At 71.5% G+C, this 12,902-nt stretch carries 9 protein-coding genes; all 9 read left to right on the top strand.

Annotation, left to right across the window (positions count from 1 at the left end; all coding sequences use genetic code 11):
* Positions 1-301: 301 nt before the first annotated feature.
* The 9 genes from AC3ET4_RS11385 (at position 302) to AC3ET4_RS11345 (ending at position 12,557) form a co-directional block, all read left to right on the top strand.
* The gene (locus tag AC3ET4_RS11385; protein WP_431948574.1) at positions 302-4,021 is read left to right on the top strand and encodes a ThuA domain-containing protein; all 3,720 of its coding nucleotides are present in this window, start codon (positions 302-304) and stop codon (positions 4,019-4,021) included.
* A gap of 94 nt (positions 4,022-4,115) precedes the next feature.
* Positions 4,116-5,270: an inositol-3-phosphate synthase gene (locus AC3ET4_RS11380; RefSeq protein WP_431948573.1), complete on the top strand. Its 1,155-nt coding sequence runs from the start codon at positions 4,116-4,118 to the stop codon at positions 5,268-5,270.
* Positions 5,267-6,580 carry an SCO3242 family prenyltransferase gene (locus AC3ET4_RS11375; protein WP_431948572.1) on the top strand — a complete coding sequence of 438 codons (1,314 nt, stop codon included), beginning with the start codon at positions 5,267-5,269 and terminating at the stop codon, positions 6,578-6,580. The genes AC3ET4_RS11380 and AC3ET4_RS11375 overlap by 4 nt, the downstream gene beginning before the upstream one ends.
* On the top strand, positions 6,577-7,434 hold the full coding sequence (locus AC3ET4_RS11370; protein WP_431948571.1) for a sugar phosphate isomerase/epimerase family protein: 858 nt from the start codon (positions 6,577-6,579) through the stop codon (positions 7,432-7,434). Before AC3ET4_RS11375 ends, AC3ET4_RS11370 begins: the two co-directional genes overlap by 4 nt.
* Positions 7,431-8,069, top strand: coding sequence for an EboA domain-containing protein (locus tag AC3ET4_RS11365; protein ID WP_431948570.1), 639 nt, complete (start codon positions 7,431-7,433; stop codon positions 8,067-8,069). The genes AC3ET4_RS11370 and AC3ET4_RS11365 overlap by 4 nt, the downstream gene beginning before the upstream one ends.
* Positions 8,069-8,917, top strand: coding sequence for a TatD family hydrolase (locus tag AC3ET4_RS11360; protein ID WP_431948569.1), 849 nt, complete (start codon positions 8,069-8,071; stop codon positions 8,915-8,917). The genes AC3ET4_RS11365 and AC3ET4_RS11360 overlap by 1 nt, the downstream gene beginning before the upstream one ends.
* 13 nt (positions 8,918-8,930) lie before the next feature.
* On the top strand, positions 8,931-10,100 hold the full coding sequence (gene eboE, locus AC3ET4_RS11355; RefSeq protein WP_431948568.1) for a metabolite traffic protein EboE: 1,170 nt from the start codon (positions 8,931-8,933) through the stop codon (positions 10,098-10,100).
* Entirely contained in the window at positions 10,097-11,485 is a 1,389-nt protein-coding gene (locus AC3ET4_RS11350) for an alkaline phosphatase family protein (RefSeq protein ID WP_431948567.1), read from the top strand. Before eboE ends, AC3ET4_RS11350 begins: the two co-directional genes overlap by 4 nt.
* 34 nt (positions 11,486-11,519) lie before the next feature.
* Complete coding sequence (locus AC3ET4_RS11345) at positions 11,520-12,557, top strand: sugar phosphate isomerase/epimerase family protein (protein ID WP_431948566.1); 1,038 nt, start codon at positions 11,520-11,522, stop codon at positions 12,555-12,557.
* Positions 12,558-12,902 lie beyond the last annotated feature (345 nt).

Below are 12,902 nucleotides of genomic sequence, written 5' to 3'. Positions count from 1 at the left end.
GGGCGTCACCCCAGGTCACCACCAGCAGTCCGCAGCCCGGCGGCCATCGCCGCCGGGCCTGTCGGGCTGCCCGGGCACGCCTTTGTCCTGACCCGGGAGAAAGTTCAACTTCATCGCGTCACAAGGGCTTCCGGTTTTGGACGAACCCGGCTACCGTCCCTGAGGTGCACAGGACACAAGCCTGAAACACAAGGCCGGTCCTTGCACACGGCACCTCCGACCAGCGTGGCGGCGCACGCCGGTCCCCGGATCTTCCGCACGGCAGCTGCATCCGCCCGTACGACCTTCCCGGAGGACATTCGTGCACAGAAAACGGTCCGCAGCACCAAGAACCCGATTCAGGCAAGGACTCGCGCTCCTCACCGGCGGCCTGCTGGCCGCCACGTCCCTCGTCGTCTCCGCCCCCTCGGGAGCCTTCGCCCGGTCCCTCGGCACGGAGCCCGCGGCAGCGGCGGCGGAGCAGTTCCAGCAGGTCACCCTCGCCAAGGGGGAGCCGGAGACCGGCGAGCCGATGTCGCTTGCGGTCCTGCCCGACCGCAGTGTGCTGCACACCTCGCGGGATGGCGAGCTGCGCAGGACCGACGCGGCCGGCGAGACCACCGTCATCGGCACCGTCCCTGTCTACACGCACGACGAGGAAGGCCTGCAGGGCGTCGGTATCGACCCGAACTTCGACGAGAACCGGGCGATCTTCCTCTACTACGCGCCCCCGCTCGACACCCCCGCGGGCGACGCGCCCGACCAGGGCACCGCGGCCGACTTCGCCAAGTTCGAGGGCGTCAACCGGCTCTCGCGCTTCACGCTGAAGGACGACTGGACCCTCGACCTCGCCAGCGAGAAGAAGGTCCTCGACGTCGCCACCACGCGCGGCATCTGCTGCCACGTCGGCGGTGACATCGACTTCGACGCCGAGGGCAACCTGTATCTGTCGACCGGCGACGACTCCAACCCCTTCGCCTCCGACGGCTACTCACCCCTCGACGACCGTCCGGGCCGCAATCCCGCCTACGACGCGCGCCGCACCTCGGGCAACACCAACGACCTGCGCGGCAAGCTGCTGCGGATCAAGGTCGCCGACGACGGGTCGTACACGATCCCCGAGGGCAACCTCTTCGCCCCGGGCACCGAGAAGACCCGGCCCGAGATCTACGCCATGGGCTTCCGCAACCCGTTCCGCTTCAGCGTGGACAAGAAGACCGGCATCGCCTACGTCGGCGACTACGGTCCCGACGCCGGAACGGCCAACCCCGGGCGCGGCCCCGGCGGCCAGGTCGAGTTCGCCCGCGTGACGAAGGCCGGCAACTTCGGCTGGCCCTTCTGCACCGGTGACAACGACCCGTACGTCGACTACGACTTCGCGACCGGGCAGTCGGGCGAGACCTTCGACTGCGCCGCGCCGAAGAACGACTCCCCGTACAACACGGGCCTGACCGACCTGCCGCCCGCGCAGGCCGCGTGGATCCCCTACGACGGCGGCTCCGTTCCCGAGTTCGGTTCCGGTTCCGAGTCCCCGATGGGCGGCCCGGTCTACCGGTACGACCCCGAGCTGGACTCCCCGGTGAAGTTCCCCGAGGCCTACGACGGCGACTTCTTCGCCGGCGAGTTCGGGCGGCGCTGGATCAAGCGCATCGAGCAGGGCGAGGACGGCACCGTCCAGTCCATCAACGACGTCCCGTGGACCGGGACCCAGATCATGGACATGGCCTTCGGCCCCGACGGCGCGCTGTACGTCCTCGACTACGGCACCGCCTGGTTCGGCGGCGACGAGTACTCCGGGCTCTACCGGATCGAGAACGCCACCGACGGCCGCTCCCCGAGCGCCGAGGCGTCCGCCAGCAAGACCTCGGGCACCGCGCCGCTGAAGGTCACCTTCTCCTCGGCCGGCACCACCGACCCCGACGGCGACACGCTCTCCTACAGCTGGGACTTCGGTGACGGCGGCACCTCCACCGCGGCGAACCCGGCGTACACCTACCGCAAGAACGGCACCTACACCGCGACCCTCACGGTGGAGGACCCGACCGGGCGCACCGCGACGGCCAGTGCCCACGTCGTCGTCGGCAACACCGCGCCCAAGGTGACGCTCGACCTGCCCGCCGAGGGCCACCTGTTCGAGTTCGGCGACGAGATCCCGTTCAAGGTGACCGTCACCGACCCCGAGGACGGGACCATCGACTGCTCCAAGGTCACGGTGAACTACGTCCTCGGCCATGACAGCCACGGCCACCCCCTGACCTCCGTCAAGGGCTGCTCCGGCACCATCAAGACGTCCGCCGACGGCGGCCACGACCCCAACGCCAACATCTTCGGCGTCATCGACGCCGAGTACACCGACGGCGGAGGCGGCGGCCAGGAGGCGCTCGCCGGCCATGACCAGGCGCAGCTGCAGCCGCGCCACCGGCAGGCCGAGCACTTCACCTCCTCGTCCGGCGTCGACCTCTTCGACAAGGCCGAGGCCCACGGCGGCCGCACCGTCGGCAACATCGACAACGACGACTGGATCTCCTTCAAGCCGTACAACCTCACCGGCTCCGTCCGGCTGACCGCCCGGGTCTCCTCCGGCGGCTCCGGCGGTTTCCTCGAGGTGCGCACCGGCTCGGCCACCGGCCCGATCCTGGGCTCCGCCCCCGTCCCGGTGACCGGCAGCTGGGAGACCTTCCAGGAGATCGACGTACCGCTGCGCGCCGTGCCGAAGAAGACCACCGAGCTCTTCCTGGTCTTCAAGGGCGGCTCCGGAGCGCTCTACGACCTCGACGACTTCGAGATCTCCGACGTGCCGGCCGACCGCGCCGCCAAGCGGGTCCTGGTCTTCTCCCGGACGGCGGGCTTCCGCCACGACTCCATCCCCACCGGCGTCGCCGCGCTGAAGGAGCTCGGCGCCACCGCCAACATCACCGTCGACGCCACCGAGGAGCCGCGCCAGTTCACCAGCAACAACCTGGCGCGCTACGACGCGGTGGTGTTCATGTCGACCACCGGTGACGTCCTCAACGCCGAGCAGCAGCAGGCGTTCGAGAACTACGTCAAGGGCGGAGGCGCCTACATGGGCGTGCACGCCGCCGCCGACACCGAGTACGACTGGCCCTTCTACGGCGGCCTCGTCGGCGCCTACTTCCAGTCGCACCCGCAGATCCAGAAGGCCACCGTCCGCGCGGAGGACCACGACCACCCGGCCACCGCGCACCTTGACGCGGCCGGCTGGGAGCGCACCGACGAGTGGTACAACTACCGCACCAACCCGCGTGGCCAGGCCCGCATCCTCGCCACCCTGGACGAGACCACCTACCAGGGCGGCACGATGAAGGGCGACCACCCCATCGCGTGGTGCCAGACCTACCAGTCCGGCCGCTCCTTCTACACCGGTGGCGGTCACACCAAGGAGTCCTACGCCGAGCCGGCCTTCCGCCAGCACCTGCTGGGCGGACTGCGCTACGCCGTCGGACAGGTCAAGGCCGACTGCACGCCGCAGAAGGGCTACCGCGACCTGTTCAACGGCCACACCCTGGAGGGCTGGAAGCAGGCGGGCCCCGGCAAGTTCAACGTCGTGAACGGTGAACTGCGCACCGAGGGCGGCATGGGTCTGCTGTGGTACCAGGCCAAGCAGTTCGGCTCGTACTCGCTGAAGTTGGACTGGAAGCTGGACGGGGACGACAACTCCGGGATCTTCGTAGGCTTCCCGGCCTCCGACGACCCGTGGTCCGCGGTGGACAACGGCTACGAGATCCAGATCGACGCCACCGACGCCCCCGACCGGACCACCGGCTCGATCTACACCTTCAAGTCGGCCAACCTCACGGCCCGTGACCAGGTGCTGCGTCCCCCGGGCCAGTGGAACAGCTACGAGATCAAGGTCCAGGGTGAGCGGGTCCAGGTCTTCCTCAACGGAGTCAAGATCAACGACTTCACCAACACCGATCCGGTCCGCAGCCTGAAGGACGGCTACATCGGCCTGCAGAACCACGGGGCCGACGACCAGGTGTCCTTCCGGAACATCCAGATCAAGGAACTGCCCTCCTCGTAGGGCGGGTCCTGCCGGCACCCACGAGCCGGCGGCGGGCGGGGAGACGCCGTGCCCCCGCCCGCCGCCACCCACCACTCGCACCAGGGAGGCAGCCGTGACGAATCCGTCCGCTCCGGCACCGGCATCGGACAACTCCTCGCCCCCGCGCACCGGCGTCTGGCTCATCGGAGCCCGCGGCTCCGTCGCCACCACCGCCGTCGCGGGATGCGCGGCGGTCAGCGCGGGGCTCCACCCCGCGACGGGCATGGTGAGCGAGACCCCGCCCTTCGCGGCGGCTGGACTCGCACCGCTGCCGTCCCTGGTGTTCGGCGGCCACGACACAGCCGCCTGCCCGCTGGGCAAGCGGGCGGAACAACTCGCCGAGGGCGGCGTACTGCCGCACGGCCTGCCGACCGCGCTCCACGCCGAACTCGCCGCCGCGGATCAGGAGATCCGCACCGGCGGACCGATCCCCGGCGACACCCGCGGCGACGAGGAGCTGATCGCGGCGTTCGCGGCCGACATCACCGCCTTCACCCGGCGCAATGGCCTGGCCCGGACCGTCGTCGTCAACGTGGCCTCCACCGAACCCGTCCCCGAGCCCGGCAGCGACCGCCTGCCGGCGAGCTCTCTCTACGCCGCGGCGGCCGTCGAGGCCGGATGCGCCTATGTGAACTTCACCCCCTCCACCGGTATACGGACCCGGGCCCTCGCCGAGGCGGCCCGCTCCCGCGGCCTTCCCTTCGCCGGGCGGGACGGCAAGACGGGGCAGACCCTGCTCCGCTCCGTCCTGGCGCCGATGTTCGTGCAACGCGCCCTGGCGGTGCGCGCCTGGTCCGGCACCAACCTGCTCGGTGGCGGCGACGGCGCGGTCCTCGCCGATCCGGCCGCGGCCGCCGCGAAGAACGCGGGCAAGGAGCGCGTCCTCGCCGACGCCCTCGGCGCCGCCCCGCAGGGGGAGGTGCACATCGACGACGTCCCGGCCCTCGGAGACTGGAAGACGGCCTGGGACCACATCGCCTTCGACGGCTTCCTCGGTACTCGCATGGTTTTGCAGACCACCTGGCAGGGCTGCGACTCCGCCCTCGCGGCCCCGCTCGTCATCGATCTCGCCCGCTTCGCGGCCCGGGCCCACGAGGCCGGCATCAGCGGTCCCCTCCCGGAGCTCGCCTTCTACTTCAAGGACCCCGACCCGGGCGCCCCGGCGTCCCTGTCGGAGCAGTACGGCGAACTGCTGGACTTCGCCACCAGGCTGGGGGATTCCCGGTGACGGTTGCCGGCGCGCGGCGACTGCGGACCCTGGCCGTCGTGGCCGCCCTCGGCGTCGTCACGGCCTTCGCCACGCGCGGCCCATCGCGCCGCTTACAGGGCGGCACGGCCGCGGAGGCCGCCGCGCGGACGGGGGAGCGCGCCACGCCTGTGTCCGGGGCGGAGGAGGGAGCCGCCCCGGACAGCAGCGCGGGCACGGATCAGGCAGCGGCCGCCCACAGGGCCGGCAGCCACCGAAGAGCCCCCGCCACGGCTGCCACTGCCACCGATAGCGAAGACGCCGTCACCACCGACGCCGCAGCGGGTGCCGGCGATGCCGGCGCGGTGCAGCCCGCGCCGCGCGCGCGGCTGTGGGACTGGGCCGAACTTTTGCGTGTGTCCGCACTGTTCACCGTTCCCGGCGACGCCCTCGCGGGCGCCGCCGCGACCGGACAGGCGCCTCGCCGCGGGACTTTCCTCGCCATCGGCACCTCGCTGTGCCTCTACCACGCGGGCATGGCGCTCAACGACTGGGCCGACCGCGACGAGGACGCCGTCGACCGCCCTCACCGCCCCCTTCCGTCGGGTCGGATCAGCCCGGCCGCCGCACTGACGGCCGCCACAGCGCTCACGGCGGCCGGCCTGGCGCTCGCGGCTCGCGCGGGACGTATCCCGCTCACCCTCGCCACCACCCTCGCGGCCACGGTCTGGGCGTACGACTTACGCCTGAAGCACACGGCGGCCGGCCCCGCCGCCATGGCCGCGGCGCGTGCCCTCGACCTGGTGCTCGGTGCGGCGGCCACCCGTCCCCGGGCGTTGCCCGCCGCGCTGCCCCACGCCGCCCTGCTCGGCGCGCACACCTACGCGGTGACCACCGTCTCCCGCAACGAGACCCAGGGCGGCTCCAGCGCGGCACCGTTCGCCGCGCTGGTCACGACCACGGCGATCGCCGCCGTCACCGTCGACGCCGCCCGGACGGTGCGCCACCTGCGCGCGTCGGCCAGCCCGGCCCAGGGCACCGCCCGGCACGGGGCGGGCGGTACCCTGCGGGGGCGACCGGCGCCACCGACCAGGCAGGCACCGGCACTGCCCCGCCTCGTCACGGAACTGGCCTCCGCCGCCTACGCCGGCACCGCGCTCACCCCCTTCCTGCACGCGGCCCTCAACCCGTCACCGCCCCTCACCCAGCGCGCTGTCGGCGGCGGGATACGCGCCATGATCCCGCTGCAAGCCGCCCTGGCCGCCCGCTCCGGCGCGGGGGTCCCCGCGATGGCCGTTCTCGCTCTCGGTCCCGTCGCCCGTCGCGTCGCCAGGAAGGTGAGCCCCACATGAGCCTGCGCTTCGGCTACGGAACCAACGGCCTCACCGACCTCCGTCTCGACGACGCCATCGCCCTCCTCGCCGACTACGGCTACGAGGGCGTCGGACTCACCCTCGACCACATGCACCTCGATCCCCTCGCCCCCGACCTCGCCGCCCGTACCCGGCGCCTCGCGCAACGGCTGTCCTTCCTCGGTCTCGACGTCACCGTCGAGACCGGCGCCCGCTATGTCCTCGACCCGCGCCGCAAGCACGGCCCCTCCCTCCTCGACCCGGACCCCGACGCCCGCGCCGCGCGCACCCGGCTGCTCGTGCGAGCCGTCCAGGTCGGCGCCGACCTCGGGGCCCACGCCGTGCACTGCTTCAGCGGGATCATGCCTGCCGGCACCTCGCCCGCCACCGCCTGGCAGCGCCTCCAGGACGCCCTCGCACCCGTTCTGGACGCGGCGTCCACCGCGGGGATCCCCCTCGCTGTCGAGCCCGAGCCCGGTCACCTCCTTGCCTGCCTCGCCGACTTCCACCATCTCCGCGGACTGCTCGGCGACCCCGAACCCCTCGGGCTCACCCTCGACATCGGCCACTGCCAGTGCCTGGAGCCGCTGGCCCCCGCCGACTGCGTCAAGCAGGCCGCACCCTGGCTGCGCCACGTCCAGATCGAGGACATGCGCCGCGGCGTCCACGAACACCTCCCCTTCGGTGACGGGGAGATCGACTTCCCACCCGTTCTCCAGGCCCTGGTGGACAGCGGTTACCAGGGCCTGACCGTCGTCGAACTTCCCCGGCACTCCCATGCCGGCCCCGAACTCGCCCGCGCCTCCCTTCCCTTCCTGCGCTCCCACACCCCCACGAACGGAGCCATGGCATGACGACACCCACCCGCGAAGGCCTCCCCGGCCGGCTCGGCGACCCCGCCCGCGCCTGGCTCGACGCGGCCCTAGCCGAAGCCCGAGCCGCCGCCCCCGGCGGAGCCACGGACGGCGACACCCCCACGCCACCCTCCACCCCGCTTGCCTGGGAACGGCACTTCGCTTCCGCGGGCCGCCACTGCGGCCAGGAGCACGCCGACGGCGTCCGTGTGCTCCTCCTGCGGGAGGCTCGCGCCGACGCGGCCACCCTGACCCGTCTGTACCGGCAGGGCACGGCCGCGGAACGCCGCGCCGTCCTCCTGGCGCTGGCCCACCTCGAGCCGGCCCCCGCCTGCGGGGTGCCCCTGATCGAGGACGCCCTGCGCACCAACGACACGCGGCTGGTCGCCGCCGCCGTCGGCCCCTACGCCGCCGCGCACCTCGATCCGCACACCTGGCGTCACGCCCTCTTGAAGTGCCTCTTCACCGGAGTGCCGCTGGCCGCGGCCTCCCGGCTGGAGCAGAGGGCGCACGGCGACGCCGAACTGGCCCGCATGCTCGGCGACTACGCCGCGGAACGCACCGCCGCGGGCCGGCCCGTCCCCGCGGACCTCCACCGCGTCCTCGCCCTGACGTCCCGGACGGAGGAGTCCTGATGCGCATCTTCGACCCCCACATCCACATGACCTCCCGCACCACGGACGACTACGAGGCCATGTACGCCGCCGGTGTCCGCGCCCTGGTGGAACCCTCCTTCTGGCTCGGCCAGCCGCGCACCTCCCCCGAGTCCTTCTTCGACTACTTCGACTCCCTCCTGGGCTGGGAACCCTTCCGCGCCGCGCAGTACGGCATCGCCCACCACTGCACCGTCGCCCTGAACCCCAAGGAGGCCAACGACCCGCGGTGCCTGCCCGTCCTCGACGAGCTGCCCCGCTTCCTCGTCAAGGACAACGTGGTGGCCGTCGGCGAGATCGGTTACGACTCGATGGCCCCTGCCGAGGACGCCGCCCTGGCCACCCAGCTCCAACTCGCCGCCGACCACGGGCTGCCCGCCCTCGTCCACACCCCGCACCGCGACAAGCTCGCGGGCATGCGCCGCACCATCGACGTCGTCCGCGAGTCGGCACTCGACCCCGAACGGGTCGTGCTCGACCATCTGAACGAGACCACGGTCAAGGAGGCCGCCGACAGCGGCTGCTGGCTGGGCTTCTCCATCTACCCCGACACCAAGATGGACGAGGACCGCATGGTCACCGTGCTGAAGACCTACGGCACAGAGAAGATGCTGGTCAACTCGGCGGCGGACTGGGGGAAGAGCGACCCCCTCAAGACCCGCCGGACCGCCGACGCGATGCTCGCCGCCGGCTTCACCGAGGACGACGTCGACCAGGTCCTGTGGCGCAACCCCGTCGCCTTCTACGGCAGCAGCGGAAGACTGCAGCTCGACACCCCCGCCCCGGGGGACCTGCACGAGGGGAACTCCATCCTCCGCGGCGGGGAATGAGGGGGCAGCACCGATGCGCTTCCGGCACCCCGACGGCTCGATCGTTCACTTGGCCTACTGCACCAACGTCCATCCCGCCGAAACGCTCGAGGGAGTCCTCTCCCAGCTCCGCGACCACTGCGAGCCGGTCCGGAAACGGCTCGGGCGGGACCGCCTCGGCATCGGTCTGTGGCTCGCCAAGGACGCTGCGCACGCCCTCCACACCGATCCGGCGGCACTGCGCGGCCTGCGTACCGCACTCGACCGCCGCGGGCTCGAGGTCGTCACCCTCAACGGCTTCCCCTACCAGGGCTTCGGCGCCGCCGAGGTCAAGTACCGGGTGTACCGACCGGACTGGACCGAACCGGATCGGCTCGCCTACACCAGCGGCCTCGCCGACCTCCTCGCCGCCCTGCTCCCCGCCGACGTCGGCGAAGGCTCGATCTCCACCCTCCCGCTCGCCTGGCGCACCCCCTGGGACGACCGCGCCGCGCGGACCGCCAGGGCCGCCCTGACCACGCTGGCCGAACGGCTCGACGCGCTGGCCGAACTCACCGGCAAATCCATCAGGATCGCCCTGGAACCCGAACCCGGGTGCATCGTCGAGACCACCACGGACGCGATCGAGCCCCTCAGCGCGATCGCCCACCCGCGCATCGGCGTGTGCGTCGACACCTGCCACCTCGCCACCTCCTTCGAAGAACCCGCCGCCGCGCTGAACGCGCTCACCGCAGCGGGCATCACCATTCCCAAGGTCCAGCTCTCCGCCGCTCTCCACGCAGAGCACCCTCACCTGCAGGGCGTACGCGACGCGCTCGCCGCCTTCTCCGAACCCCGCTTCCTCCACCAGACGCGCGCCCGCACCGCCGGCGGATTGCACGGCACCGACGACCTCCACCAGGCGCTCACCGAAGGGCCGCTTCCCACCGGCGCGCCCTGGCGCGCCCACTTCCACGTGCCCCTGCACGCCTCGCCCGCGCCACCGCTCACCTCCACCGTTCCCGTCCTCAAGGACGTCCTGGCCCGACTCGTCGGCGGGCCGACCCCGCTGACCCGCCACCTCGAGGTCGAGACCTACACATGGCAGGCCCTGCCCGCCGAGCTGCGCCCGCGCACCAGGGCCCAGCTCGCCGACGGCATCGCCGCGGAGCTCGGCCTCGCCCGCGACCTCCTCCACGACCTCGGCCTGAAGGAACTCCCATGACCGACGCCGCTGGGCCGTCCCCGCTCCTCGTTCTCGACATCGTCGGCCTCACTCCCCGGCTCCTTGACCACATGCCGCGTCTGAAACGTCTCGCGGGCACCGGCTCGCGCGCTCCGCTGGGAACCGTCCTGCCCGCGGTGACCTGCGCCGCCCAGTCCACCTTCCTCACCGGTGCGCCGCCCGCGGAACACGGCATCGTCGGCAACGGCTGGTACTTCCGCGAACTCGGCGAGGTCCTGCTGTGGCGCCAGCACAACGGCCTCGTCGCCGGCGACAAACTGTGGGACGCCGCCCGCCGCGTCCACCCGGGATACACCGTGGCCAACATCTGCTGGTGGTACGCCATGGGCGCTGACACCGATGTCACGGTCACGCCGCGCCCCGTCTACTACGCCGACGGCCGCAAGGAGCCCGACTGCTACACCAGGCCCCCCGAGCTCCATGACGAGCTGACCGAAGCATTCGGCACCTTCCCCCTGTTCCACTTCTGGGGCCCCGGAGCCGACCTGGTCTCCAGCCGTTGGATCATCGACGCCACCCGGCACATCCTGCGGACCCGCACACCCGACCTCGCCCTGTGCTACCTCCCGCATCTCGACTACGACCTGCAGCGCTTCGGCCCTGACGACCCCCGGTCCCGCCGCGCGGCCACCGAGCTGGACCAGGCCCTGGCCCCGCTCCTGGACGACGCGCTCCGGGAGGGCCGCACGGTGGTGGCGCTCTCCGAATACGCCATCACACCCGTGAGCCGGCCCGTGGACATCAACCGCGAGCTTCGGCACGCCGGGCTGCTCGAGGTCCACACACAGGACGGCATGGAATACCTCGACGCGATGGCCTCCCGTGCGTTCGCGGTCGCCGACCACCAGATCGCGCACGTGTACGTGCGACGTCCCGAGGACCTCGAGGCCACCCGCAAGGTCCTCGCCACTCTGCCCGGCGTCGCGGAACTCCTCGACGACGAGGGCAAGAAGCGCTACGGCCTGGACCACCCCCGCTCCGGTGAACTCGTCGCCGTGGCCGAGCCGGACGCCTGGTTCACGTACTACTACTGGCTCGACGACGACAGGGCGCCCGACTTCGCCAGGCTCGTCGAGATCCACCGCAAACCCGGCTACGACCCCGTCGAGCTGTTCATGGACCCCGAGGATCCCTACGTCCGCGTCAAGGCCGCCACTGCCCTGGCCCGCAAGAAGCTCGGCATGCGCTACCGCATGGCGGTCGTGCCGCTCGATCCCTCGCCTATTCGCGGCAGCCACGGCCGTCTCCCGGCGAGCGACGACGAAGGTCCGCTCATCATCTGCTCCGTCCCGCATGCCGTCGGTGGCCGCGTCGCGGCCACCGAAGTGAAGTCCCTGCTCCTGCGCTTGGCAGGACTCCACTGAACCACATGTCACCGACGCCAAGGAGTTATCCACAATGACTGGTACGCGTCGTCACAGCACCCCCGACCCGGAGCTCAGCCGCAAGCTCAGCAGACGTGGCATGCTCGGCGTCGCCGCAGGAGCCACCGCGGCCGCCCTCCTGGGCGCGACCGCCCCCACCGCCGCCGCCCACGGCAAGGGCCACGGCCGTCCCGTCGTGCCTCCCGGCCGCCTCGGCATCCAGCTGTACTCGCTGCGCGACAAGGTCTCCACCCTCGGCTTCGCCCCCGTCTTCGCGGAGCTCGAGAAGTACGGATACGACGAGATCGAGTACGCCGGCTACACGCAGGGCTCCGCGGGGGCCATCACGCTCGCCCAGCTGCGCCGGCTCGCCCGCGATCACGGACTGAAGGCCATCGGGAGCCACGTCGGCTACTACGACGACGGCAACCCGGGGGCCTACACCTTCGCCCAGAACCTGACGAAGGTCCTCGACGACGCGGAGGCCCTCGGGCTGAAGCACATCGGGACCGCCTCCGGCCCCTGGCGGTACGGCAGCACCGTCGACGGCTGGAAGCGCTGCGCCGAGGAGTTCAACGAGTACGGAGCCGCGGCCAAGGCCCGGGGCATGAAGTTCTACCAGCACAACCACGCGGAGGAGTTCTCCTTCGCTACCGACCGCCCGAACGTGCGCCTCTACGACGTCCTTCTCGCCGAGACCGACCCGGACCTGGTCTACCTGGAGATGGACATCTACTGGGCCTACGCGGGTCAGTTCCGCTTCTCCAAGCGGGAGGACGGCACCCCGGCCCCCTTCGACCCGCTGCGTTACGTACTGAAGCAGCCCGACCGCTACCCCCTGTTCCATGTCAAGGACGGTGAGCGCGACGACACCGCCCGCGACGGCTACCGCATGGTCGACGTCGGGGACGGTGACATCGACTACCAGCGGTTCATCTCGGCTGTGACACGGACACACGGCGGACGCCTCGACCACCACTGGCAGACCGAGCACGACACGCCGACCGATTCGTTCAGCTTCGCCCGCAAGTCGAGTGCGCACCTGCACGCGTTGCGTGAGAAGGACTGCTGACGCGGTGTCGTCATCCGTCTGACAGCCCGTCCGGCTGTCCTCGGGGCCCCGTGCCCGCCGCTCGGGGCGGCCGGGGCCGTCCGTCTTCTCGTGAAAGGCCGGGCTTGCGTGTCGCCGTGACTTCGGGCAGATCCGGACCCGTGGCGACACGCAAGTCCGTGACCAGTGTCGCAGCACTTTCCTCGCGGCTGCGGGGATACCCTGCGCGGGGTGTCCCGAGGCGGTGGTGAACGTGCGCCGGCCGTGGTCGGTGACGAGGATTCACCCGTCGGGAGGTCCTGAAGCGATGGTTGGTGATTACGGTCCGTGGTGGATCGGTTGATGCCTCATCATCCCGTGCTCATC

The sequence above is a fragment of the Actinacidiphila sp. bgisy167 genome (genome assembly GCF_057707665.1).
The sequence above is the reverse complement of the archived record's forward strand: the minus strand, read 5'-3'. Positions and strand labels throughout refer to the sequence as shown.